Origin of the sequence: Haloactinopolyspora alba (genome assembly GCF_003014555.1) — a bacterium.
GTDB lineage: Bacteria > Actinomycetota > Actinomycetes > Jiangellales > Jiangellaceae > Haloactinopolyspora > Haloactinopolyspora alba.
In genome coordinates this window covers 1-23,232 of sequence record NZ_PYGE01000023.1, presented here as the reverse complement: position 1 = coordinate 23,232, position 23,232 = coordinate 1, and the positions used below count along the sequence as shown (strand labels likewise).

At 70.9% G+C, this 23,232-nt stretch carries 24 protein-coding genes; 17 read left to right on the top strand and 7 right to left on the bottom strand.

Translation table 11 applies throughout. The features are described 5' to 3' along the window. Positions 1-32: 32 nt before the first annotated feature. Both fahA and CLV30_RS26685 read right to left on the bottom strand, forming a co-directional pair. On the bottom strand, positions 33-1,265 hold the full coding sequence (gene fahA, locus CLV30_RS22210; protein ID WP_106539431.1) for a fumarylacetoacetase: 1,233 nt from the start codon (positions 1,263-1,265) through the stop codon (positions 33-35). Beyond that, complete coding sequence (locus CLV30_RS26685) at positions 1,262-2,146, bottom strand: hypothetical protein (RefSeq protein ID WP_165358674.1); 885 nt, start codon at positions 2,144-2,146, stop codon at positions 1,262-1,264. Before CLV30_RS26685 ends, fahA begins: the two co-directional genes overlap by 4 nt. Before the next feature lie 109 nt (positions 2,147-2,255). On the opposite strand from CLV30_RS26685, the gene CLV30_RS22200 reads away from it, so the two are divergent. From CLV30_RS22200 to CLV30_RS22185, 4 genes are all read left to right on the top strand, one after another. After that, positions 2,256-3,458, top strand: a complete 1,203-nt coding sequence (locus CLV30_RS22200; protein ID WP_106539483.1) for a homogentisate 1,2-dioxygenase — start codon at positions 2,256-2,258, stop codon at positions 3,456-3,458. A 53-nt stretch (positions 3,459-3,511) separates the two neighbouring features. Beyond that, positions 3,512-3,772 carry a BrnT family toxin gene (locus tag CLV30_RS22195; RefSeq protein ID WP_106539430.1) on the top strand — a complete coding sequence of 87 codons (261 nt, stop codon included), beginning with the start codon at positions 3,512-3,514 and terminating at the stop codon, positions 3,770-3,772. Then, complete coding sequence (gene brnA, locus CLV30_RS22190; protein WP_106539429.1) at positions 3,762-3,995, top strand: type II toxin-antitoxin system BrnA family antitoxin; 234 nt, start codon at positions 3,762-3,764, stop codon at positions 3,993-3,995. Before CLV30_RS22195 ends, brnA begins: the two co-directional genes overlap by 11 nt. Positions 3,996-4,349: 354 nt before the next feature. Beyond that, positions 4,350-7,667, top strand: coding sequence for a ThuA domain-containing protein (locus CLV30_RS22185; protein ID WP_106539428.1), 3,318 nt, complete (start codon positions 4,350-4,352; stop codon positions 7,665-7,667). Between the two features lie 101 nt (positions 7,668-7,768). Here the strand turns inward: CLV30_RS22185 and CLV30_RS22180 are convergent, their stop codons facing one another. Both CLV30_RS22180 and CLV30_RS22175 read right to left on the bottom strand, forming a co-directional pair. Next, entirely contained in the window at positions 7,769-8,695 is a 927-nt protein-coding gene (locus tag CLV30_RS22180; RefSeq protein ID WP_106539427.1) for an ABC-2 transporter permease, read from the bottom strand. Beyond that, positions 8,692-9,609: an ABC transporter ATP-binding protein gene (locus CLV30_RS22175; protein ID WP_106539426.1), complete on the bottom strand. Its 918-nt coding sequence runs from the start codon at positions 9,607-9,609 to the stop codon at positions 8,692-8,694. Before CLV30_RS22175 ends, CLV30_RS22180 begins: the two co-directional genes overlap by 4 nt. 127 nt (positions 9,610-9,736) lie before the next feature. Between CLV30_RS22175 and CLV30_RS22170 the strand changes: the two genes are divergently transcribed. Both CLV30_RS22170 and CLV30_RS22165 read left to right on the top strand, forming a co-directional pair. Next, complete coding sequence (locus tag CLV30_RS22170) at positions 9,737-10,963, top strand: sensor histidine kinase (protein WP_165358673.1); 1,227 nt, start codon at positions 9,737-9,739, stop codon at positions 10,961-10,963. Continuing rightward, a complete protein-coding gene (locus tag CLV30_RS22165) occupies positions 10,960-11,685 on the top strand; it encodes a response regulator transcription factor (protein ID WP_106539424.1) in 726 nt (241 codons plus the stop codon). Before CLV30_RS22170 ends, CLV30_RS22165 begins: the two co-directional genes overlap by 4 nt. On the opposite strand, the gene CLV30_RS22160 is transcribed toward CLV30_RS22165, so the two are convergent. From CLV30_RS22160 to CLV30_RS22150, 3 genes are read right to left on the bottom strand one after another with little or no spacing between them, the layout of a single operon-like run. Beyond that, entirely contained in the window at positions 11,686-12,294 is a 609-nt protein-coding gene (locus CLV30_RS22160; protein ID WP_106539482.1) for a P-loop nucleotide/nucleoside kinase family protein, read from the bottom strand. Beyond that, on the bottom strand, positions 12,284-12,883 hold the full coding sequence (locus CLV30_RS22155) for a nicotinamidase (protein ID WP_106539423.1): 600 nt from the start codon (positions 12,881-12,883) through the stop codon (positions 12,284-12,286). Before CLV30_RS22155 ends, CLV30_RS22160 begins: the two co-directional genes overlap by 11 nt. Further along, the gene (locus CLV30_RS22150) at positions 12,880-14,178 is read right to left on the bottom strand and encodes a nicotinate phosphoribosyltransferase (RefSeq protein ID WP_240723329.1); all 1,299 of its coding nucleotides are present in this window, start codon (positions 14,176-14,178) and stop codon (positions 12,880-12,882) included. Before CLV30_RS22150 ends, CLV30_RS22155 begins: the two co-directional genes overlap by 4 nt. 198 nt (positions 14,179-14,376) lie before the next feature. Here CLV30_RS22150 and clpS point away from each other — a divergent pair, with 198 nt between their 5' ends. The 11 genes from clpS (at position 14,377) to CLV30_RS22095 (ending at position 22,780) form a co-directional block, all read left to right on the top strand. Then, a complete protein-coding gene (gene clpS, locus CLV30_RS22145) occupies positions 14,377-14,673 on the top strand; it encodes an ATP-dependent Clp protease adapter ClpS (protein WP_106539481.1) in 297 nt (98 codons plus the stop codon). Further along, positions 14,637-15,269 carry a DUF2017 domain-containing protein gene (locus CLV30_RS22140; RefSeq protein ID WP_205740940.1) on the top strand — a complete coding sequence of 211 codons (633 nt, stop codon included), beginning with the start codon at positions 14,637-14,639 and terminating at the stop codon, positions 15,267-15,269. Before clpS ends, CLV30_RS22140 begins: the two co-directional genes overlap by 37 nt. Positions 15,270-15,347: 78 nt before the next feature. Continuing rightward, a complete protein-coding gene (locus CLV30_RS22135) occupies positions 15,348-15,761 on the top strand; it encodes a M67 family metallopeptidase (protein ID WP_106539479.1) in 414 nt (137 codons plus the stop codon). Between the two features lie 87 nt (positions 15,762-15,848). Continuing rightward, positions 15,849-16,148 (top strand): MoaD/ThiS family protein, encoded by a 300-nt coding sequence (locus CLV30_RS22130; RefSeq protein WP_106539421.1) that lies wholly within the window; start codon positions 15,849-15,851, stop codon positions 16,146-16,148. After that, a complete protein-coding gene (locus tag CLV30_RS22125) occupies positions 16,148-17,095 on the top strand; it encodes a PLP-dependent cysteine synthase family protein (protein WP_106539420.1) in 948 nt (315 codons plus the stop codon). Before CLV30_RS22130 ends, CLV30_RS22125 begins: the two co-directional genes overlap by 1 nt. Positions 17,096-17,183: 88 nt before the next feature. Continuing rightward, positions 17,184-18,020 carry a glutamate racemase gene (murI, locus tag CLV30_RS22120; protein WP_106539478.1) on the top strand — a complete coding sequence of 279 codons (837 nt, stop codon included), beginning with the start codon at positions 17,184-17,186 and terminating at the stop codon, positions 18,018-18,020. Beyond that, positions 18,017-18,769, top strand: coding sequence for an MBL fold metallo-hydrolase (locus CLV30_RS22115; protein WP_106539419.1), 753 nt, complete (start codon positions 18,017-18,019; stop codon positions 18,767-18,769). The genes murI and CLV30_RS22115 overlap by 4 nt, the downstream gene beginning before the upstream one ends. A gap of 28 nt (positions 18,770-18,797) precedes the next feature. Further along, a complete protein-coding gene (locus CLV30_RS22110) occupies positions 18,798-19,544 on the top strand; it encodes a PIG-L deacetylase family protein (RefSeq protein WP_106539418.1) in 747 nt (248 codons plus the stop codon). Positions 19,545-19,610: 66 nt separating this feature from the next. Further along, positions 19,611-20,333, top strand: coding sequence for a ribonuclease PH (rph, locus tag CLV30_RS22105; RefSeq protein ID WP_106539417.1), 723 nt, complete (start codon positions 19,611-19,613; stop codon positions 20,331-20,333). Further along, positions 20,330-20,938 (top strand): RdgB/HAM1 family non-canonical purine NTP pyrophosphatase, encoded by a 609-nt coding sequence (gene rdgB, locus CLV30_RS22100; protein ID WP_106539416.1) that lies wholly within the window; start codon positions 20,330-20,332, stop codon positions 20,936-20,938. Before rph ends, rdgB begins: the two co-directional genes overlap by 4 nt. A gap of 189 nt (positions 20,939-21,127) precedes the next feature. Further along, a complete protein-coding gene (locus CLV30_RS22095) occupies positions 21,128-22,780 on the top strand; it encodes a molybdopterin-dependent oxidoreductase (protein ID WP_205740939.1) in 1,653 nt (550 codons plus the stop codon). The last annotated feature ends 452 nt before the right edge of the window (positions 22,781-23,232 follow it).

The window sequence follows — 23,232 nt, the reverse complement described above, 5'->3', positions numbered from 1 at the left end:
TACCTGCCTATATGACGGCTAAGTGCCGATGATCATGGGAAGGAAGGTGCAGGGGTGATGCGCCCGGTGACCGCGCCCAGGCCGATCCGGGTGCCGTCCGGGCCGGGCGCGGTGGCGCGCACCGTGACGACGTCGCCGTCCTCGAGGAATGTGCGCGTGGTCCCGTCGGCCAGCTCGACCGGCTCGCTGCCGTTCCAGCTCAGCTCGAGGAAGCTGCCGCGCTGATCGGCCTCCGGGCCGCTGACCGTCCCGGAGGCGTAGAGGTCGCCGGTGCGCACGGCGGCGCCGTTAGCGGTCAGGTGCGCCAGCTGCTGCGCCGGCGTCCAGTACATGTCCGCGAACGGCGGGTGCGACACGACCGTGCCGTTCCACTCGACCTCCAGGCGCAGGTCGAGGCCCCAGGGCTCGGCGTCACGCAGGTACTCGGCCGGCTCGGGGTCGCGGACCGGCGGGTCGATGCGGGCGTGCTCCAGCGCGGCCAGCGGCACGACCCACGGCGAGATCGAGGTGGCGAACGACTTGCCGAGGAACGGGCCGAGCGGCATGGCCTCGAACCCCTGGATGTCGCGTGCCGACCAGTCGTTCACCAGCACCATCCCGAACACGTGCTCGGCGAATTCCGGTACCGCGACGGGGTTTCCCAGCTGCGACGGGCGCCCGACGACGAAGCCGACTTCGGCCTCGATGTCCAGCCGGCGCGAGGGCCCGAACTCCGGGACGTCGGCGACCTTGCGCAGCCCGCTGGGCCGGGTGACGTCGGTTCCGGACACCACGACGGTCGCGGAACGGCCGTGGTAGCCGATCGGCAGGTGTCGCCATGCCGGCGGCAGCGACGGGGAGTCCGGGCGGAAGAACCGGCCCATGTTCTCGGCGTGCGACTGCGACGCGTAGAAGTCGACGAAGTCGGCGACCTCGAACGGCAGGTGCATGGTCACCCGGGACGCGGGCATCAGGTGCGGTTCGACGAGCTCGCGGTGGATCTCCTCGGTGACCAGCTCGACCACCCACCCCCGCACGGCTGCCCACGCCGCCGACCCGGCGGCCAGGAACGGGTTCAGGGACGGCTGAGCGAACAGGTGCGCGCCGTCGAGGCCTTCGACTGCTGCCAGCGGCGCCAGATCGAGGACGTGCTCGCCGACGGCGACGCCGACACGGGGCTCCTCACCGTCGGTGGAGAACACGCCGTACGGCAGTGTACGGGCGCCGAACGCCGCCTCGTCGGCGATGTCGATCCAACTGTTCACGGGCGAGGGCGCGGCGTTCATCGGTCGAGAGTATCGGGCGCGTCGACGAGCCGGAGCCGAACCAGCTCACCCAGCGGATCGTCGATGCTGCAGGAACCGAACGAACGGAACCACCGGCGCACGGACGTGGCGGTGGCCGTAGGCAGCTCCGCCGCGCGTCCGGTCACCCGGGCGACGTCGCCGTCGGCCAGCGTCGCGGCGGCGGTCTCCCGTTCGGCGCCGGCCAGAATGTCGCCGACGGCGAGCGCGACGTTGAGGAAGCCGTGCTCGGCGTGGTCGCCGACGGTGTGCCGGACGGCATGGTGCAGCCCGGCGGTGCACTTGAACGCGACCTCCCGGTCGAGACATCCGGTGAGGAACGCGGCGACGTCGGCCTCCGGCGGTGCGCCGCCGGGTTCCGGGGTCCCGGTCCGTAGTTTCGCGCGGTGGCCGGCCTCGGCGACGACGTCGAGCGCGCGCTCCCAGCCCGGCTGCAGCGGTACCTCCACGTAGGCCGGCACGTCGTCGTCGGGGCCGCCGAGCGCGGCGTCGACGGCCGCGACCGCGCGCGCGGCGGTGTCGGCGAGCGGATCGCCGCGCAGCGCGAGCTCGACGCCGCGCAGGACCATCCGGCTGTCGCCGGTGACGGTGTCGACCGCCTCGAGTACGCCGGCGGTGCCGGTGTCGACGACCACCCGGACGTCCAGGGCGGTGCCGGTGATCAGCTCACCCAGCTCGGCGAGCCGGGAGCTCGGGCACAGCAGTGGCCCGACGAACGGCGCGTACCACTGCCGTCGGTGACCGAGGTGCGCGGTGACGGCACTCGGCAGCGGCAGGTTGCCGGGCGGGAAGACCGCGGCGTCGTCCACGAGGTGGTCGAAGAGCGCGGGCAGGTTCGCAGGTACCGGGGCAGCCGTCGCCATGGCCGCATCCTCTCGTGTGATCCCTGGTTGACACGGTTGGACCCATCGTCAACGCTGGTCGATATATGAGCAAGTGCGTTCGATAATCGGATTACAGGTGGTGTCCGCGATGTACTACCGCACCGTCGGCGAGATCCCGCCGAAACGCCACACCCAGTTCCGCCGGCCCGACGGCGCGCTGTACTACGAGGAGCTCATGGGGGAGGAGGGGTTCTCGTCCGACTCCTCGCTGCTGTACCACGCCGGCGTCCCCTCGGCCATCGTCGACTCGCGCGTCTGGGAGTTGCCCGACGCGCGGACCGTCGCCAACCACCCGCTCAAGCCGCTGCACCTCAAGACGCACGACCTGTTCCCCGGGCACGAGTGGAAGGCGCAGGACGTCGTCACCGGACGCCGGCTGCTGCTGGGTAACGGCGACGTGCGCATCGCGTACGTCGCGGCCGGGGAGTCGTCGCCGCTGTATCGCAACGCGATCGGCGACGAGTGCGTGTACGTCGAGGACGGCGAGGCGACGCTGGAGACGATGTTCGGCGTCCTGCAGGTGCGCGCGGGCGACTACGCGATCATCCCGCGCGCGACCGTGCACCGCTGGGTGCCGACCGGCGAGGGCCCGTTGCGGGCGTACTGCATCGAGGCGAACTCGCACATCGCGCCGCCCAAGCGGTACCTGTCCCGGTACGGGCAGTTCCTCGAGCACTCGCCGTACTGCGAGCGCGACCTCACCGCGCCGCCCGAGCCGTTCGTCACCGAGGGCGCGGACGTGGAGGTGTTCACCAAGCACCGCGGCCACGGCCCGTCCGGCCTGGTGGGCAGCGTCGTCGTGTATCCGACGCATCCGTTCGACGTGGTGGGCTGGGACGGGTGCCTGTACCCGTACACGTTCAACGTCGCCGACTTCGAGCCGATCACCGGCCGGATCCATCAGCCGCCGCCGGCGCACCAGGTGTTCGAGGGGTACAACTTCGTCATCTGCAACTTCGTGCCGCGGAAGGTCGACTACCACCCGCTGGCCGTGCCGGTGCCGTACTACCACTCCAACGTCGACTCCGACGAGGTCATGTTCTACTGCGGCGGCGACTACGAGGCGCGCAAGGGCTCCGGGATCGGCCAGGGGTCCATCACCCTGCACCCCGGCGGGCACTCGCACGGCCCGCAGCCGGCCGCCATCGAGCGGGCCCTGGGCAAGGACTACTTCGACGAGCTCGCGGTCATGGTCGACACCTTCCGCCCGCTGGAGATCGGCGAGGCCGGTTCCGACAGCGACGACGGCGCCTACGCCTGGAGCTGGAGCGGCCGCGGCCCACAGGGCTGATCTCGACTCTCTATGATAGAAGTAGTATACTTTCTATACCATAGAGGTGTGGCTTGGAGTTCGAGTTCGATCCGACAAAGCGTGTCCTGAATCAGGGAAAGCACGGCATCGACTTCGTCGAAGCGCAACGACTCTGGCTCGATCCGCTTCGTGTGGAGGTCGAGGCGCGAACCGTGGACGAGCCGCGATGGTTGGTCGTCGGCCGAATTGACGACAGGTGCTGGTCGGCGGTGGTGACGCGCCGGCAGAGCCGGATTCGGATCATCTCGGTCCGGCGCTCCCGGGACGAGGAGGTACGGCTGTATGAAGGCTGAAGAGTTCGATGACATGTTCGACCGGGGCGAGGACGTGACGTCGACGCTCGATCTTTCCAAGGTGCATCGGCCCGGAGAAGAGCAGCGTCGCGTCAACGTCGACTTTCCGGACTGGATGATCGCCTCGTTGGATCGTGAGGCCCGGCGTCTGGGAGTGACGCGTCAGTCCATCATCAAGGTCTGGATCGCCGAGCGTCTGGAGCACGGGCGTCACGCGGCGTGACGGACTCCTGCCGACCGCGCGCCGAGCGCCAGAGCACGGCGGCGCGGTGACGCGTTCGCCGTCGATCTCCTCGTCGAGCGGGGCGGATTCGGCGCCTGCGACGCTCTCGGACCGGCCCTGCGGATCGACGCGGTGGACGCCCTGACCGCCGCCGGAGCCGGTGCCCCCTGACGGCTCCGCGGTGACGGTGACGACCGTGCCGGGCTCAGGGCGCCGTTCTCGTCGACGGCGGAGCTGCACCGTTTGGTCGGATATGACACGACTCTTGACCGACCAAGTGATCTGACTCTAAGCTGCCGTGAGCATGCTGGGAAAGCGCTTACCGGCTGATCGCATCACGCTGGGAGGACGAACATGGAACAGCTGCCCACCCGCCGCCCCCCGACAGAAGCCAGGAAGGGTGCGCGCGCCCCGCGGATCGCCGTCCTGGCCGCCGCCGTGCTGTTGCCGTTCCTGGCCATGGGGCCTCCGGCGCAGGCTGACCCCCCGCCGGACACGACTGCGCCCGGCGCAGCGGCAGCCGAGGAGCCGCGCTTCAACGTGCTGGTGTTCTCGGGCGTGACGAACTATTACCACGACTCCATCCCGGCCGGGGTCGAGGCGGTGGAGCAGTTGGGCGACGAGCACGACTTCGCCGTGACCGCGACGGACGACGCGAGCGTCTTCAGCGACAAGGGGCTGCGGCCGTTCGACGCCGTCGTGTTCAACAACACGAACTCGACGCCGCAGAAGGGCAACCTGCTCGACGCCGAACAGCGTGCCGCCTTCCAGCGGTTCGTCAACGGCGGGGGCGGTTTCGTCGGCTGGCACTCGGCCACCGGGACGGAGCGCGACTGGGACTGGTACGCCGGGCTCGTCGGCGCGAAGTTCCAGAACCACCCGGCGCCGCGACCCGGTCGCATCGAGGTGCTCGACCGGACGCACCCGTCCACCGCAGGGCTGCCGCAGCTGTGGGAGCGCAACGAGGAGTGGTACAACTGGCAGGCCTCGCCGAACGGGGACGTCCACGTCCTCACCGAGATCCGCACCACGGACGACCCGGAGGGCCTGAACGAGGGTCCGGAGCACGCGCACGCCTGGTGTCAGGTCTACGACGGCGGCCGCTCCTGGTACACCGCCAGCGGGCACCACGCCGAGACGTTCTCCGAGCCGTTGTTCCGGCAGCACATCCTGGGCGGCATCGAATGGGCCGCCGGCGCCGCTGACGGCGACTGCGCAGCGACCGAGTGGGGCAGCTTCGAGAAGGTCCAGCTCGAGGACGACACGAACCTCGCGGACCCGTACGAGCTGGCTCCGCTGCCCGACGGCCGCGTGCTGTACATCCAGCGCACCGGCCAGATCAAGCTGATCCACCAGGACGGTGAGCAGCCGACCACCACGCTGGCCGGCGATCTCGAGCTGAACCTGCCGACCACGCGCACGGCCAACGGTCTCACCGGGCTGACGATCGACGACGACTTCGCCGAGAACGGCTGGGTCTATCTGCTCTACACCGTGCCGGAAGAGCCCGTGTACCGGCTCTCACGGTTCACGCTGGTCGGTGACACGCTCGACATGGACAGCGAGAAGGCCGTGCTCGAGTTCCCGATCTGGCGCAACGAGCTGCTCGCGAACGTGCACATGGCCGGCTCCATGACGATGGACGACGAAGGCAACCTGTACATCGCCACCGGCGACAACACCGACCCGTTCGAGTCCCAGGGGTACACGCCGATCGACGAACGCGACGGGCGGCGCGCGGCCGACGCACAGGCCACCTCCGGCAACACGAACGACCTCCGGGGCAAGATCATCCGGATCCACCCCACCGACGACGGCGGCTACACGATCCCCGAGGGCAACCTGTTCCCGGAGTCCGAGGACACCCAGGACAAGACCCGTCCGGAGATCTACGCGATGGGCTTCCGCAACCCGTTCCGGATCAGCTACGACGACGCGACCGACGCGCTGCTCGTTGCCGACTACGGCCCCGACTCGGGGACCACCGACCCGGAGCGGGGACCGGCCGGCCTGGTCGAGCAGAACCGCATCCTCGAAGCCGGCAACTACGGCTGGCCCTACTGCATGGGCCCGAACATCCCGTTCGTCGACTACGACTTCGCCACCGGCGAGTCCGGCGCGGAGTTCGACTGCGACAACCCGGTCAACGACTCCCCGAACAACACCGGGCTGAAGCAGCTGCCGCCGGCCCAGGAGCCGCTGGTCTGGTACGGCAAGCACGGCGAGCACTCGGAGCTGTTCCCGGAGATCACCGGCGGCGGCGCCCCGATGGCCGGGCCGGTGTACCACTACGACGAGAACCTCGAATCCGAGACGAAGTTCCCGGAGTACTACGACGGCAAGTGGTTCGTCTACGAGTACGGATCGAACTGGTTCAAGACCGTCAGTCTGATGAACGAGGCCGCGCCGAGCGAGCGGTTCGAGCCGGCGGAGCCCGGCGACGTCCAGTCGATCAACTCGTTCCTGCCGGACACGCAGTTCATGTCGCCGTTCGATGCGGAGTTCGGACCCGACGGGTCGCTGTACACGATCGACTTCGGCTACGGCACCGGAGTCGGGCGCGGCTCGCACAACGACGGCTCGGGCATCTACCGCATCGACTACGTCGGCGGTGAGCAGGTCACCGAGCCCCGGGACCGGTGCTACGGAGGCTACCCCTCCGACGTCCCGGTCTGGTTCGGCGACGGGAAGGGCGACTCCGGAGTGCCGAACCACGACGTCGGCGACGGCTGCACGATCATGGACCTCGTCGAGCACGAGCGGCCGTTCGACAGCCACGGCGACTTCGTGCGCACCGTCGGCGAGCTGACCCGCGAACTGAGAGCCGGCGGCGTCGTCACCGCCCGGGAGCGCGCTCGCATCGTGAGTGCCGCCGCCGGTTCGGAGGTCGGCAAGAACCCGGAGCGGGAGGACCCCGACCGGGCGGTTCCCGACGAGAAGATCGGCGTCGTCGGCTACACGGTGCGCGACACGATGCCGGCGCCGGACACCGAGGCGACGCTGGAGGCACTGGCCACCTGTGGCTACCGCAACATCGAGCCGTCCAGCGGGCTCTACGGCTACACCGGGGCGGAACTGGGCACCCTGATCAGGGACGCCGGCATGAAGGCGCCGTCGGCGGGCCTGAGCTTCGATCAGATCGCGAACGACATCGAGGGCGTGATCGAGACCGCGAAGGGGCTCGGCGCCTCGTACATCCGCTTCTCCGGGTCGAGCTCCTGGGATCTGCAGGACTACCACCGGGTGGCCGACGTCCTCAACGAAGCCGGTGCGGTGGCGCGGGAGGCGGGCATCACGCTCGCTTACCACAATCACGGCTACGAGTTCGAGGCCCAGGGTGGCGTGCGGCCGTACGACGTCCTCGTCCGTGAGACGGACCCGAACTTCGTCACGATGGAGCTGGACCTGTACTGGGCCGTCGACGCCGGCGTCGACCCGGTGGCGCTGATGAAGCAGTACCCGGGCAGGTTCGCGCTGCTGCACGTCAAGGACCGAGCCGAGGACGGCTCGTTCGCCGACGTCGGAGAGGGCACGATCGACTTCGGTCGCATCTTCGCCCACAGCGAGCTGGCGGGCGTGGACTACTACTTCACCGAGCACGACCAGCCGGAGCCGGACGGAATCTCCTCCGCCTGCGACAGCTACGCCAACCTGCGGGAGTTGCGCTACTAGGGCGCCGCTGAACAGCACCATCATTGCCCCGATGATCATCGGCACTTTCCCGCCAATGCGCCGGGAAAGTGCCGATGATCATGGGATGGGGTCGGGTGAGATCAGACCAGGTCGCGGCGTCGGACCAGCGCCGCTGCTACGACGGTGAACACGGCGATGTAGCCGACGAGCAGCAGGGCCGCGCTGCCGCCGTCGAGGACCGTCAGCACCCCGGGAGCGCCGTCCCCTTCGGCGCCGGGTACCGCGCCCTGTGCGCCGGCAAGCGAACCGGCCGAGGTGCCGGGCATGACATCGGTGACGTAGTTCAGCCCGCTGATCAGGCCAGACACGCTCCGGAGCAGGTTCTCGACCACCAGCGACCACACCAGCCCCAGCCCGATGGCCACAGCGGGACTGCGGGTCAGCACCCCGATGAGCACGCCGGCGGACGCCCACATCCCGAAGATCAGCAGGCCGCTTCCGGCGGCCTCGGCGAGGGCCGCGAGATCGGGCCACACGATCGGCTCCGACTCGCTGACCGTGATCAGTGTCGATGCGGCGAGATCGGCGACGAGCGTGATCGCGATCACCGCGACGACGGTGCCGGCGACCGCTGCGAGCATGCCGCCGAAGGTGGCGAGCCGGCTCGGGCCCTGGGTCAGGACCGTCTTCCACGTCCCCCAGCCGTAACCGCTGCCGGCGGCGAGTGCGCCGAGGATCATCATGATCGCACCGCCGAACATCGGCATCCCGGTGGTGAAGATTCGCGGAATCGCCTCGGGCAAGACGTCCTCCAGCAGCGCCGCCCTCGGGTTGCCCTCGGTGGCGAAGTTCCCGGACTCCGTCGCGTAGGCGATGTAGTTGAACACGTAGGCGAAGGTCAGGTTCAGCATCAGCCACACGCTCACCAGCACCCACACGACCGGCCACTTCCGTAGCCGCAACAGCTCAGCGCGAGTGCCGGCCGCGAGTGCCGAAACCGCTGTAGGGCCGGAGCCGGACCGTTCGTCCCTGCCGGCCGGCCGCTCGTCCGTCGTGCTGGCATTCATCGCAGGCCCTCCTCGCTGGTTGCCGGACCGGACGTCATCTCGAAGAAGACGTCCTCGAGAGATCGCTCGGACGCGCGGATCTCGTACAGGTCGACCCCGGCCTCGACGAGTGCACGGGCCAGTCGCGGCGCGGACTCGTCACCGGCGTCGAGCCGGATCCCGTCGTCGTCGAGGCGGACCGCGTCGTCTCCGGCCACCTGCATCGCCACCGCCAGCGCACGATCGACGGGTTCGGCGCGGACGAACAGCGCCGCGGTGCCGCGCAACTCGGTCACCGTGCTCTCGGTGACCAGCCGGCCGTCGGCGATGACGCCGACCCGGTCGCAGATCTCCTCGACCTCGGCGAGCAGGTGACTCGACAGCATGACCGTCTGGCCGTGCTCGGCCAGCTCGGCCACGAGCCGTCGCATCTCCACCATGCCGGCGGGGTCGAGGCCGTTCGTGGGCTCGTCCAGCACCAGCAACTCCGGGTCGCCCAGCAGCGCGGAGGCGACCCCCAGGCGCTGTTTCATGCCCAGCGAGTACGACTTGAAGGCGTCCCCGCCGCGATCGGCCAGGTCCACCCGCTCCAGAGCGACGTCGACGTCGTGGTCGGGCACCTCCTGGTAGCGCGCCATCACCCGCAGGTTGTCCCGCCCGGACAGGTACGGGTAGAAGCCCGGACCCTCGACGAGTGCGCCGGTGCGCGCGACCGAGGCCGGTGTCCCCGGTGCGTTCCCGAGGACGGACGCGGTTCCGCTGGTGGGACGGATCAGACCGAGCAGCATGCGCAGCGTGGTCGTCTTGCCGGCTCCGTTCGGACCGAGGAAGCCGTACACCTCACCGCGCCGGACGGTGAGAGTCACGTCGTCGACGGCGAGCCGTTCGCCGTAGCGTTTGGTCAACCCGTCGGTGACCACGATGGTGTTCGTCATGCCAGTAGAGTGGCCGCGACGTGGGTACGCACGCGTCGCCCGGCGGGCGGCTTCGCGTCTACGCAGGACGACGTAGGTGCGCTGCGTGCCGGAACGGATGTCGCGCCGGGCCGCACGTTCTATTGTCGTGCCGACAGCCAGCGAGACACCGGAGGTCACAGTGCCGCGGTCCATCACGCCGAGGGCGGTGTGGAGTGCCGTGTGGCCGGCCCTGGTGATCCTGATCCCCGGCATCATGGGCACCGGCCCGGCAGGGGCCGACCAGCCGCACGTGGCGCGGATGCCGGACGCGGGGGCCTACCTGTTGGTCGTCGCCGCCGCGGCTTCGGTGCTGCCGCAACTGCGCCGCCCGGAGTGGACGGTCGTGGGCGTGGGCGCCGCCGTGACGACCTACCTGGCGGTGGGCTACCCGTTCGGCCCCGTTCTGGTGTCGGTGCCGATCGCCGCCTTCGGCATCACCTGGCTGCGCCCGCTGCGCCGCGCGCAGCTGTGGGCGGCCGGGCTGTGGATCCTGGTCTTCGCCGCGGGGTCGGTCCGGTTCGTCGACATGGGGGCCGTGGGCGACGGGTTCCCCTGGCTGGGGTGGATCGGCGCGTCCGTCTCGCTGGTGGCGGTGCCGGCGGCGATCGGCGCCGCCACCCGCATCAGACGGGAGTCCGCGGCCGGCGTGCGCGCTGCCCAGGCACGACGGGCGGTGTCCGAGGAACGGCTGCGCATGGCCCAGGAGCTGCACGACTCCGTCGGGCACGGGCTCGCCGTGATCGCCATGCAGTCCGGTGTGGCGTTGCACGTGTTGGACCGCAATCCGGACAGGGCGCGCGAGGCGCTGGAGGCGATCCGCGACACCAGCACCGAGTCGCTGAACGACCTCCGGGCCGAGCTCGACGCGTTGCGCACGCCCGAGGGCGAGCAGGCGCCGCGGCGTCCCGCACCCGGACTGGGTGATGCCGGTGTGCTGCTCGAGCGGGTCCGCGCCGGCGGGGTCGACGTCGACGCCGACCTGGACGACGTCCAGGCGGGTGAGCTGTCACCGGCCGCGGACGTCGCGCTGTACCGCATCCTGCAGGAGGCGCTGACCAACGTGCTGCGGCACTCCGGCGCCACCCGGGCGCGGGTCCGCGTCCACCGGGACGGCGACGTCGTCGTGCTGGAGGTGCGGGACAACGGGCGAGGTACGGCTGCCGGGACCGGCAGCGGCCGACACGTCCCCACCGGATCCGGCATCCCGGGGATGCGGGCACGCGCCGAGGAACTGGGCGGCAGCGTCTCCGCCGGGCAACAGCCGGACGGCGGGTTCGCCGTGCGCGCGTCGTTGCCGGTGAGCGCCGCCTCCGTGCCAGGATCACCGGTATGAGCGAGGAGAACCCCGGCGTGCCCGACAGCGGTGCGGGCGATGACGGGCCCGCCGGCGGCGTCATCCGGGTCGTGGTCGTCGACGACCAGACGCTGGTCCGGATGGGGCTGCGGACGCTGCTGGAGGCCGAGGACGACACCGAGCTGGCCGCCGAGGCCGCCGACGGGCGCGACGGTATGGACGCCGTCCGCCGCACCGTGCCCGACATCGTGCTCATGGACATCCGCATGCCCGTCCTCGACGGGTTGAGCGCGCTGCGCGAGATCACCGCCGAACCGGCGTTGTCCGACGTCAAAGTGATCATGCTGACCACCTTCGAGCTGGACGAGTACGTCTTCGAGTCGCTGCGCGGCGGCGCGAGCGGGTTCGTGCTCAAGGACTCCCCGCCCGAGGAGCTGTTGCATGCCGTCCGGGTCGTCGCCGCCGGCGAGTCGCTGCTGTCGCCGTCGGTGACCCGCCGCGTGATCGAGCAGTTCAGTTCGCGGGAGGCGGTGCCGTCTCCCACCGCGCATCCCGAGCTGTCGCGGCTGACCGATCGGGAGCGCGAGATCGTGGCCTGGGTCGCCACCGGACGGTCGAACGACGAGATCGCGGCCGAGCTCGTGGTGAGTCCGGCGACGGTGCGCACACACGTCAGCCGGGCGATGGTCAAGCTGCACGCCCGCGACCGTGCTCAGCTCGTGGTGTTCGCCGTACAGTCCGGCCTCACACTTCCCGGCTGATCATTCACGGCGACGACGAGGCGGGGTGGCGCCGAGCAGGGGCTTGAGTTGGCCGTCGAGCGGCGGCGCGCCGTGACGGTTGTCGATCTCGACGTGCGGGACGGGCGGCGGCTCGTCCGGAAGGGTCCGCGCGGTGAACGTGTCGAACTCCGCGAGCTTGCGTCCGTCCCGATCGTGACCGCGCTCGACGAGGCGGGCGCGTAGCGTCTCCGCATCACAGCGGACCCACACGAGGCGCGCCGGCTCACCGCCGAGCCGGTCGACGTAGGCGTCCCAGCGGTCCCGGTCGCGGATCTGCCCCGAGAACGGCGCGACGAGCAGCGCGGGGCAGCCGTGCGAGCGGATCTGGCGCGCGGTGTCGGCCATGCCGGTGTATTCGTGCACCTTGACGTGCTCGTCGTACCACGGTCCTTCACGCTCACCGAACGGGCGGCCCGCGGCGGCGAGGGTGGCCGCGACGAACGACCCGTACAGGGTGTCCTTGTCCAGGATCGCCGGTGCGGGGTCGAGCAGGCGCGTGAGCTCCGCGGCGACGGTCGACTTGCCCGCGCCCGGTGCACCGGCGAGCACCCAGGCGGTCGGCGCCGGCGTCGTGAGGTCAGGCGGCACGGACCACCGGCCGCCCGTCGAGCCGGACACCCGCCGAGCGCAGGTCCTGTAGCGCTCGCGAGGTGGTCTCGTTCGACACCCCGGCGGTGAGGTCGAGCAGGACACGCGTGTCGAACCCGGCGCCGGCGGCGTCCAGCGCGGTGGCCCGCACGCAGTGGTCGGTGGCGATGCCGACCACGTCCACGGTCGTGACCTCGCGCGAGCGCAGCCAGTCGGGCAGGCCGGAGCCGTCCTGCGCATGGCCCTCGAAACCGGAGTAGCCGTTCGAGTACTCGCCCTTGTCGAACACCGCGTCGAACGGCTGTGGGTCGAGGTTGGGGTGGAAGGCCGCCCCGTCGGTGCCGGCGACGCAGTGCCGCGGCCAGCTGGTGACGAAGTCCGGATTGTCGGAGAAGTGCTCGCCCGGGTCGATGTGGTGGTCACGGGTGGCCACCACGTAGTCGTACTTGCGTTCGTCCGGTTCGGCTTCGTTCCATTCCTTGAGTACCTCGGAGATGGCGAAAGCGGTGTCGGCGCCGCCGTTGACCGCCAGGCTGCCGCCTTCGCAGAAGTCGTTCTGGACGTCGACGACGATGAGTGCGCGCGTCATCGGGACTCCTCGTAGTACGTCGGGATCGCGGGTTCACCGCGCGAGAGTTGCAGCGCGGTGGGGGGAAGTTCTGCACGCGCGGTGACGTGCCGGCGACGCGCGGCGTCGAGCGGCTCGCGGCCGACGACCTCGCCGTCGCGGATCAGGGGGACGAGCAGCGGGCGGTCGTCACTGTCGGCCTCGGGGGACCGGCCGAGACCGAGGATCTCCGCGCTGGCCACCCCCCGGCCGTCGCGTCTGCGCCAGGCGTACTTACGCCCACCGACGCTGCTCTTCCCGGTACTGCGCTTCTCGACCGAGACCATCGTCCCGTCGTCGTCCTCGCGCGAGACGAGTTTGTACACCAGCCCGGCCGTGGGCGCGCCCGAACCTGTGACCAGTGACGTCCCGACCCCGTAGCCGTCGACGGGTGCCGAGGCGAGCGCGGCGATGGCGTGCTCGTCCAGATCGCTGGTGACGACGATGCGGGTGTCCGTGGCGCCGAGTTCGTCGAGCTGTCGCCGCACCTCCGTGGCCAGGGACAGCAGGTCGCCGGAGTCGAGCCGGACGGCACCGAGCCCGGTGCCGGCGATGCGGACCCCGGTCTCGACCGCCGCCGCGACGTCGTAGGTGTCCACGAGCAGCGTGGTCTCCTTGCCGAGCGAGCTGATCTGGGCGGTGAACGCGTCCTGTTCGGAGTCGTGGAGCAGCGTGAACGAGTGTGCGCTGGTGCCGCGGGTCGGCAGCCCGTACGTGCGACCGGCTTCGAGGTTGCTGGTGGAGTCGAACCCGGCGATGCGGGCGGCCCGGGCCGCCGCGACGGCGGCGTGCTCGTGCGCGCGCCGCGAGCCCATCTCGATGCACGGCCGCGCACCCGCCGCCGCGGTCATCCGTGAGGCCGCCGAGGCGACGGCGGAGTCGAAGTTGAACACCGACAGCGCGAGCGTCTCGAGCAGCACCGCCTCGGCGAACGTTCCCTCGACCACCAGCAACGGCGAGTGCGGGAAGAACACGTCGCCCTCGGCGTAGCCCCACACGTCACCGGTGAACCGGTAGTCGGCCAGCCAGTCGGCGGTGGCGTCGTCGACGATGCCGGCCTCGCGCAGGAACCGCAGCGTCTCGCCGTCGAACCGGAACGTCTCGACGGCGTCGAGGAACCGGCCGGTCCCGGCGACCACGCCGTACCGCCTGCCCTCGGGCAGCCGGCGGGCGAAGACCTCGAAGACCGAACGCCGCCGCGCGGTCCCCCTGGCCAGCGCGGCCTGGAGCATCGTCAGCTCATACTGGTCGGTGAGCAGCGCCGTCGTTGCCGACACGTCATCCAGACTATGCCCCAGACGCCGAGATGGCCGATGGAACGCCGCAGAGTGGCGAACGGAGGCGCCGAAGGTGGATGATGGGGTGTTGACATGCGCGGGAATGGCGTGGAAGCGCGGGGATCGTTCCGGTGTTATCCACATGTCAGGCCGGGCAGCGCCGGGTGATGGCCGAAGATGACACCATAGGGGGTCGTGATGACCGCACCCGTTGAGATCGAGCGCCCGGAGGCCGAGGAGTCTCCGGCCGCGGACGTGCCCTGGGTCACGGTCGTCTGGAACGACCCGGTGAACCTTATGTCGTACGTCGCCTACGTCTTTCAGGCATACTTCGCCTATCCGAAGGTCAAGGCCGAGAAGCTCATGCTCGAGGTCCACGAGAAGGGCAAGGCCGTGGTGTCCTCCGGGACCAGGGAGGAGATGGAGCGCGACGTGGAGGCCATGCACTCGTATGGCCTGTGGGCCACGTTGCAGAAGGCGGGGGACCGAGTCTGAGTACCGCGTTCCGTCGAGCCCGCGGCGGTTCCGTCGCCGCTTCTTTCCATACCGCCGAGGTCGAACTGCTGCGCTCGCTGGTCGGGCAGTTGCTCGAGCTGGTTCACGACGAGCCGGCCGACAACTCCGGCGACGGTGCGTGGGCGGCGGAGCTGGGGCTCAGCGACGAGGAGCCGAAGCGCCCGACCGATCCGGTGCTGCTGCGGCTGTTCCCCGACGCCTATGCCGAGGACGGCGAGGCGGCGTCGGACTTCCGCCGGTTCACCGAGCGTGGACTGCGTGAGGCCAAGGCGGGCACGGCGGCGACCGTGCTGGCGTCGCTGGCGACGGCCGAGGGGGCGTCGGCCGACGAGCAGGCCCGCCCGCGCGAGAAGGTGCGTATCGAGCTCGACGGCGACGAGTCACAGGCGTGGCTGCGCACGCTGACGGATCTGCGGCTCGCGCTCGGCACCCGTCTCGGGGTCAGCGAGGACGACGAGGACGAGTGGCTCTCGCTCGACGAGAACGACCCCCGCCGGCACGTCCACGACGTCTACGACTGGCTCGGCTGGGTGCAGGAGACGCTGGTACGCACGCTGGCCGCAGGGCTGGAGTAGTCCGCGGGCACGAACCGTGCCGGGCGGGTCGACCCGGCCGCCGCGGTGTCCGCGGCACGGGGACCGTATCCTGTCGCCGTGCTTGTCATCCGCCGAAACCTCGTGGACGAGATCATCGCGCACGCCCGCCGTGACCACCCGGACGAGGCGTGCGGCGTCGTCGCCGGCCCGACCGGTTCCGACCGGCCCGAGCGGTTCGTGCCGATGCTGAACGCGGCGCGCTCGCCCACGTTCTACGAGTTCGACTCGATGGATCTGCTCCACCTCTACCGCGAGATGGACGACAACGACGAGGACCCGGTCGTGATCTATCACTCGCACACGGCGACGGAGGCGTACCCGTCGCGCACCGACGTGTCGTACGCCTCCGAGCCCGGCGCCCACTACGTCCTGGTCTCCACCGGGACCGACGGAGACGTCGAGTTCCGGTCGTTCCGCATCGTGGATGGTGAGGTCACCGAGGAACCGGTCGACATCGTCGACGGGGAATGACGCGCCGTCCCGTCGTCGTTTGGATGGCTGTACACGTCCGACACGGCGGGTTCACGAGTACCTTCACGAGCAACCAGGAGTAGGTCGATGGCCGTAGAGGTCCGCATCCCCACGATCCTGCGCCAGTACACAGGTGGCGCCAAGACCGTCGAGGGCGACGGCGCCACGCTGTCGGCGCTGATCGACGACCTCGAGACGCGGCACCCGGGTCTGCGGGAGCGGCTGCTGGACGACGGTGCGCTGCGCAAGTTCGTGAACGTCTATCTCAACGACGAGGACGTCCGGTTCCTCGACGGGCCCGGAACGGCCGTGTCCGACGGCGACGCCGTCACGGTCCTGCCCGCGGTCGCCGGAGGGTCGGGCGCGGCGACGCGTCCGGGCCGCTGATGCGCTACGAGTCGTTGCTCGACTCGCTCGGCCGCACCCCGCTGGTCGGGTTACCGGCGTTGTCGCCGTCGCCGGACGTGCGACTGTGGGCAAAACTCGAGGACCGTAACCCGACCGGGTCGGTGAAGGACCGCCCGGCGCTGCGGATGATCGAGGCCGCCGAGGCCGACGGCCGGCTGACGCCCGGCTGCACCATCCTCGAGCCGACGTCCGGCAACACCGGGATCTCGCTGGCGATGGCCGCCACCCTGAAGGGGTACCGGCTGGTCTGCGTCATGCCCGAGAACACGTCCGAGGAGCGTCGCCAGCTGCTGGCGATGTGGGGAGCCGAGATCATTCCGTCTCCCGCGGCCGGCGGCTCCAACGAGGCGGTGCGCATCGCGAAAGGACTCACGCACGACAATCCCAGCTGGGTCATGCTGTACCAGTACGGCAACCCGGGCAACGCGCTCGCGCATTACGAGGGCACCGGCCCGGAGCTGCTCGAGGACCTGCCGGAGATCACCCACTTCGTCGCCGGGCTCGGCACCACGGGCACACTCATGGGAGTCGGCCGTTTCCTCCGCGAGAAGGTGCCCGGCATCAGTGTCGTCGCCGCGGAGCCACGTTACGGTGAGCTGGTCTACGGCCTGCGTAACCTCGACGAGGGGTTCGTCCCCGAGCTGTACGACGAGTCGGTGCTGACCAGCCGGTTCTCGGTCGGCCCGCGCGACGCGGTGCGGCGTACCCGAGAGCTGCTCCAGCTCGAGGGCATCTTCGCCGGCATCTCCACCGGCGCGGTGGTCCACGCCGCGCTGGGCATGGCCCGCAAGGCGGTCGAGGCCGGCGAGCCCGCCCAGATCGCGTTCGTGGTCGCCGACGCCGGCTGGAAGTACCTCTCGACCGGCGCGTACGAGGGCACCCTCGACGACGCCGAGGAGCGCCTCGAGGGCCAGCTCTGGGCCTGACAGCAGGGGCGTCGTGTGGGTGGCGTTCGACACGTTGGCCGCCGCACACGCCGGAGTCCGCCCGGACGCGGCGTACGCTCTTGCCTCGATGGACGACGCACCGATCGGGATCTTCGACAGCGGTGTGGGCGGGCTGACCGTCGCCCGCGCCGTGCTCGACCAGCTCCCGCACGAGCCGGTTCTGTACGTCGGCGACACCGAGCGCGGCCCGTACGGCCCACGCCCCATCGCGCAGGTACGGGCCTATGCGCTCGACGTCATGGACCGCCTCGTCGACGAGGGCGTGAAGATGCTGGTCATCGCCTGCAACTCGGCCAGCAGCGCAGTCCTGCGCGACGCCCGCGAGCGCTACGCCGTCCCGGTCGTGGAGGTCATCCAGCCGGCGGTGCGCCGCGCCGTCGCCGCCACCCGCAACGGCCAGGTCGGCGTCATCGGGACGACGGCGACGGTCACGTCGCGCGCCTACGAGGACTCGTTCGCCGCGGCGCCGCACCTGCGCATCACCGCCCGGGCGTGCCCGCGGTTCGTCGAGTTCGTCGAGAACGGCGTGACGCACGGCCCGGACCTCGAGCGTGCGGCCCACGAGTACCTCGACCCGGTCCGCGAGGCCGGCGTGGACACGCTCGTGCTCGGCTGCACGCACTATCCGCTGCTGACCGCTGTCGTCGCCTACGTCATGGGCGAGCAGGTCACGCTGGTGAGCAGCGCCGAGGAGACCGCCCAGGACGTGTACCGGGTGCTGGCGGCGAACGGGCTGATGCGCCCGGCGGGCCTGCCCGCACCGCGGCACCGCTTCCGCTCGACCGGTGACCCGCGGCCGTTCCGCGAGCTCGGCCGCAGGTTCCTCGGGCCGGAGGTTGGCGTGGTCGACGAGACCACCGAGATCCCGGTGGTGCGCCGCGAGAGCGAGGTGGCCGGATCGTGAGGCTCACCGTGCTCGGCTGCTCCGGCTCGCTGCCCGGACCGGACTCGCCCGCGTCCGGGTATCTGGTCGAAGCGGACGGGGCCCGCCTGATCGTCGACCTCGGCAACGGCGTGCTGGGCCCGTTGCAGCAGCGCATCGGCTTCTCCGCGCTGGCCGACATCGAGGGTGTCGTCCTCACCCACCTGCATCCCGACCACTGCATGGACCTTTGCGGGCTTTACGTCGCCCTGCACTACGGGCTCCGCGCAGGCCGGACGATCCCCGTCCACGGCCCCGAAGGCACGGCGCGGCGGATGGCGAAGGCGTACGGCCGCGAGCCCGAACCGGGGCTGTCGGGCGCGTTCGACTTCGTCACCCACACCGAAGGGCCGGTCCGGGTCGGCCCGTTCACCGTGCGCACGGCGCGGGTGGCGCACCCGGTGCCGGCCTACGCCGTCCGTGTCGAGCACGAGGGACGTGCGCTGGTCTACTCCGGCGACACGGGACCGACCACGGCGCTGTCCGAACTCGCGCGCGGCGCCGACCTGCTGCTGTGCGAGGCGGCCTTCGACGACGGTGTCGACCACCCGCCGGGTATCCACCTGACCGGCCGCGAGGCGGGCGAGCACGCGGCGTCGGCCGGCGTGGGCCGGCTGGTGGTCACACATGTGCCACCGTGGGGAGACAAGGCTGGCGCCGCCGCTGCCGCGCGTGAGGTCTTCGGCGGCCCGGTCGAGTGCGCCGAGCCCGGCGCGACCTGGAAGGTGTGAGCCATGACCACGAGCACGGAGCAGCGTGATGACGACCGAGACGCCTGAGCCGTACGAGCCGCTGCCCGAGGACTGGGACCGCGCGCTGGTCGTCTCGCCGCACCCGGACGACATCGAGTACGGCGGAGCCGCGGCGATCGCGCGCTGGACCGGGCAGGGCAAACGGATCGCGTACTGCCTGGTCACCAGCGGCGAGGCCGGTATCGACGGGATGCACCCGGACGAGGCCGGGCCGGCTCGTGAGGCGGAGGAACGCGCGTCGGCCCGCGTGGTGGGGGTGGACGAGGTCGAGTTCCTCGGATACCCGGACGGCGTCGTGGAGTACGGGTTGCCGCTGCGGCGGGACCTGACGCGGGTCATCCGCCGGCACCGTCCCGAGATCGTCGTCACCGCGAACCTGCGCGAGACCTACGGCGGCGTCGCGCTCAACCAGGCGGACCACATCGCCGTCGGGCGCGCCGTCCTCGACGCGGCGCGGGACGCGGGGAACCGCTGGGTGTTCCGCGAGCTCACGGACGAGGGCCTGGAGCCGTGGAACGGCGTCCGCGCGGTCTGGGCCGCCGGGTCACCCGAGGCTGGGCACGCGGTCGACACCACCGAGACGTTCGACCTCGGCGTGGACTCGCTGCGCGCGCACGCCGTCTACCTGGACGGTCTCGGTGACGGACACCCGGAGCCGCGTGAGTTCCTCGAGAGCATCGCCCGGGTCGACGGGACGCGCCTGGGATGCCGGTTCGCCGCGTCGTTCGAGGTGTACCCGATCCAGCTGTTCTGAGCCGGCGCGGGCCGGTCGCGGACGGCCCGGGGGCGCGGTGTCGGCGCGGACCGATAGCTTGGCCTCATGACACGCTCCGACGGCCGCAAGGCCGACCAACTCCGTTCTGTCCGCATGACCCGCGGTTGGCTCGACAACGCCGAGGGCTCGGTGCTCGTCGAGTTCGGCCGGACCCGCGTCCTGTGTGCGGCGTCGGTGACAGAGGGCGTGCCCCGTTGGCGCAAGGGCTCCGGACTCGGATGGGTGACCGCCGAGTACGCGATGCTCCCGCGCTCGACCAACACGCGATCGGATCGCGAGTCGGTCAAGGGACGTATCGGCGGCCGCACGCACGAGATCTCGCGCCTGGTGGGCCGCTCGCTGCGCGGCGTCATCGACACCGCGGCGCTGGGCGAGAACACCGTCATGGTCGACTGCGACGTGCTGCAGGCCGACGGCGGCACCCGCACGGCCGCGATCACCGGGGCGTACGTGGCGCTGCAGGACGCCGTCGGGTGGATGCGCGAGCACGGCACCATCGGCTCCGGCGAGGTTCTCGGCGACTCGGTGTCGGCCGTGTCCGTCGGCGTGGTCGACGGCGAGCCGCTGCTGGACCTGAACTACGACGAGGACGTGCGCGCCGAGACCGACATGAACGTCGTGATGACGGGCGGGGGCACGTTCATCGAGGTGCAGGGAACGGCCGAGGGTGTGCCCTTCGACCGCGCCGAGCTGGACGCCCTGCTGGACCTGGCCGGAGCCGGGTGCGGTGAGCTGGCCGAGCTGCAGAAGAGCGCGCTGGCATCATGACGTCGCTGCCGCGGGTGGTCCTGGCGACCCGGAACGAGCACAAGGTCGTCGAGATCCGCAGGATCCTGGCCGACGCCGGCGCACCGGTCGACCTGGTGGCCGTCAGCGACATCCCCGGCGTCGGCGACGTCGTGGAGACCGGCGTGACGTTCCACGAGAACGCGCTGCTCAAGGCGCGCACGGTCGCCGCGGCGGCGGAGCTGCCGGCGCTGGCGGAGGACTCCGGCATCGCGGTCGCGGTGCTGAACGGCATGCCCGGCGTGTTCTCCGCGCGGTGGTCGGGCCGGCACGGCGACGACGTGGCGAACCTGCAGCTGCTGCTCGACCAGCTCGGCGACGTCCCCGACGAGCATCGCGGTGCGGCGTTCGTCAGCGTCGCCGCGCTGGTCGCGCCGGACGGACACGAGGTCGTCGAGGAGGGGGCGGTGCACGGGCGGCTGACCCGTGAGCCCCGAGGCGGCAACGGGTTCGGCTACGACCCGATCTTCGTGCCCGACGGCGCGTCGCGGACCACGGGCGAGATGTCCGACGCCGAGAAGGACGCCGTCAGCCACCGCGGCCGGGCGTTCCGGGCCATCGCCCCGCACGTCACCGCGCTCCGCTGATCGTGTGGACCGGCGCTCGTACCCGTTGATCACGTGCGTTCGCGGCGTCGTCGCGTCCGCGAGCGCACCCTGGACCGGCCGGCCGAATTCTGAAGAATCGGTGACGATCATGGTCGAGAGGTGCAGCTGACCAGGTCAGCGTCGCATGATCGAAGGGTGCAGACCCTTTCTGGATCCTCCTCGCGGTCCGTGCCCGTGACGCCGGCCGGAGACCTCCTGACGCGGCGGCGGCGCTGGTGGCGTCCCGTGCTCGCGGGAGCGCTGTCGCTGGCCATGGGGCTCGGGGCGGCGGAGCTCATCGCGGGTGCGCTGTCGCGGACCGAGACGCCGTTCGTCGCCGTCGGCGAGGCGTTCATCGACCGCACGCCGGCGTGGCTCAAGGACCTGGCCGTCGAGTGGTTCGGGACGGCCGACAAGGCGGTGCTGCTCGGCGGGATGGCCGTGGTGCTGGCGGTCCTGGGCGGCGCGGTCGGTGTCGTGACGCTGCGACGGCGCGCCGTGGGCCAATCGCTCGCCGTGGCGCTGCTCGTCGTCGCCGGCGTCGCGGTGCGGAGCCGGCCCGACACGACGGGCGTGGATCTGCTGCCCGTGGGTGTGGCCGGACTGGTCGCGTTGCCGATGCTGCTGTGGCTCGTCCGCCGCGCCGAGGAGGCCGAGGCGGCGGATCTGGCGGAGGCGGCGGATCTGGCGGACGCGGAACGGGCCACGGACCGCGACGGCACGCCGTCAGCCGCCGGTGCGTCCGCATCCCCCGTCCGCGGCGACGTCGACGGTGCCGCCAGCAGGCGCTCGTTCCTCACCGGCGCGGCGACGGCGGCCGCACTGGCCTTCGTCGGCGCCGGCCTCGGACGGCTGCTGGGCGCCCGGCGTGCGGGCGTCGAGAACTCGCGCGCGGATCTCGCCACCAACGTGGACCTGCCCACTCCGCGCAATCCCGCGGGGGTGAGTGTGGACGTCGCGGGGATCGAGCCGTGGCGTACGCCCAACGACGAGTTCTACCGCATCGACACGGCGTTGTCGGTTCCGCTGGTCCGGGCCGAGGACTGGCGGCTGCGGATCCACGGGATGGTCGAGCGCGAGGTCGAGATCAGCTACGACGAGCTGCTCGCGATGGGCACGGTCGATCGCTGGCTGACGCTGAACTGTGTGTCGAACGAGGTCGGCGGCAGCCTCATCGGCAACGCCTACTGGACGGGCGTGCCCGTCGCGGAGGTGCTCGCGCTGGCCGGGCCGGAACCCGACGCGGACGCGGTGCTGTCCACGTCCGACGACGGGTGGAACGCCAGCACGCCGCTCGACGTGCTGACCGACGGACGGGACGCGTTGCTGGCCATCGGGATGAACGGCGAGCCGTTGCCGGTGGAGCACGGGTTTCCGGTGCGGGTGATCGTGCCGGGCCTGTACGGATACGTCAGCGCCACCAAATGGGTGACCGACATCGAGGTGGGCAGGTTCGACGAGTTCGACGCGTACTGGACGACGCGCGGCTGGTCCGAGCGCGGGCCGGTGAAGGTGTCGTCGCGGATCGACGTGCCGGACAGCGGTGCGGAGGTGAGCGCCGGCACGGTGGCCGTCGCCGGGGTCGCGTGGGCGCAGCACCGTGGCATCCAGGCGGTAGAGGTCCGCGTCGACGGCGGCGACTGGACCCGGACCCGGCTGGCCGACGTCCCGAGCACCGACACCTGGCGGCAGTGGGTGTGGGAATGGGACGCCCGACCCGGGGGGCACCGGCTCGAGGTCCGTGCCGTCACCGCCGACGGCGAGGTGCAGACGGGGGCGGAGGCCCCGCCGGCGCCGGACGGTTCGACCGGGTGGCACGGCATCGACGTCGACGTGCGCTGAGCATCCACGGCGCCGGCCGGGACGCGATCAGGCGCTGACGTGGGGATTTGACTCTGTCACCGCAGATACGTAAGTTTCTCTTCGGCCCACGGGGGTGCGGGACGCCGAGACAGCGGCCGGCTTCGTGGAGTCACCTTCGGCTTCGTGAGTCAGCGGACATTGTCCGCCGGCGCACGCTGCCAGCTGGCCTGCGGCACGGACGCGGTCAGGGTCGACCGGCAAGGTTGATCCGGACAGCAAGGTGTTGTAAGCTGGTGGAGTTGCCCGGGCGGGACTGAAACGGCCCGCCGGTTCGGTCGGAATCGCAGAAACAGCGAATTTGACGGAACGTTCGGGGAATTCTAACGTAGAAGCACAGAACGTCCCATCTGATGCTCTTGGCGGGGTTGTGGTGGGTGCGTCCGATTCTTGAGAACTCAACAGCGTGCCAAATGATTGTCGATGCCAATTGT

Excerpts from the sequence above, each read along its gene's own strand:
- rph (WP_106539417.1), top strand. The coding sequence starts at position 19,611 with ATGACACGCTCCGACGGCCGCAAGGCCGACCAACTCCGTTCTGTCCGC.
- CLV30_RS22155 (WP_106539423.1), bottom strand. The coding sequence starts at position 12,883 with ATGACGCGCGCACTCATCGTCGTCGACGTCCAGAACGACTTCTGCGAA.
- CLV30_RS22130 (WP_106539421.1), top strand. The coding sequence starts at position 15,849 with ATGGCCGTAGAGGTCCGCATCCCCACGATCCTGCGCCAGTACACAGGT.
- CLV30_RS22185 (WP_106539428.1), top strand. The coding sequence starts at position 4,350 with ATGGAACAGCTGCCCACCCGCCGCCCCCCGACAGAAGCCAGGAAGGGT.
- rdgB (WP_106539416.1), top strand. The coding sequence starts at position 20,330 with ATGACGTCGCTGCCGCGGGTGGTCCTGGCGACCCGGAACGAGCACAAG.
- clpS (WP_106539481.1), top strand. The coding sequence starts at position 14,377 with ATGACCGCACCCGTTGAGATCGAGCGCCCGGAGGCCGAGGAGTCTCCG.
- CLV30_RS22175 (WP_106539426.1), bottom strand. The coding sequence starts at position 9,609 with ATGACGAACACCATCGTGGTCACCGACGGGTTGACCAAACGCTACGGC.
- CLV30_RS26685 (WP_165358674.1), bottom strand. The coding sequence starts at position 2,146 with ATGGCGACGGCTGCCCCGGTACCTGCGAACCTGCCCGCGCTCTTCGAC.
- CLV30_RS22125 (WP_106539420.1), top strand. The coding sequence starts at position 16,148 with ATGCGCTACGAGTCGTTGCTCGACTCGCTCGGCCGCACCCCGCTGGTC.
- CLV30_RS22180 (WP_106539427.1), bottom strand. The coding sequence starts at position 8,695 with ATGAATGCCAGCACGACGGACGAGCGGCCGGCCGGCAGGGACGAACGG.
- CLV30_RS22165 (WP_106539424.1), top strand. The coding sequence starts at position 10,960 with ATGAGCGAGGAGAACCCCGGCGTGCCCGACAGCGGTGCGGGCGATGAC.
- CLV30_RS22200 (WP_106539483.1), top strand. The coding sequence starts at position 2,256 with ATGTACTACCGCACCGTCGGCGAGATCCCGCCGAAACGCCACACCCAG.
- brnA (WP_106539429.1), top strand. The coding sequence starts at position 3,762 with ATGAAGGCTGAAGAGTTCGATGACATGTTCGACCGGGGCGAGGACGTG.
- fahA (WP_106539431.1), bottom strand. The coding sequence starts at position 1,265 with ATGAACGCCGCGCCCTCGCCCGTGAACAGTTGGATCGACATCGCCGAC.
- CLV30_RS22110 (WP_106539418.1), top strand. The coding sequence starts at position 18,798 with ATGACGACCGAGACGCCTGAGCCGTACGAGCCGCTGCCCGAGGACTGG.
- murI (WP_106539478.1), top strand. The coding sequence starts at position 17,184 with ATGGACGACGCACCGATCGGGATCTTCGACAGCGGTGTGGGCGGGCTG.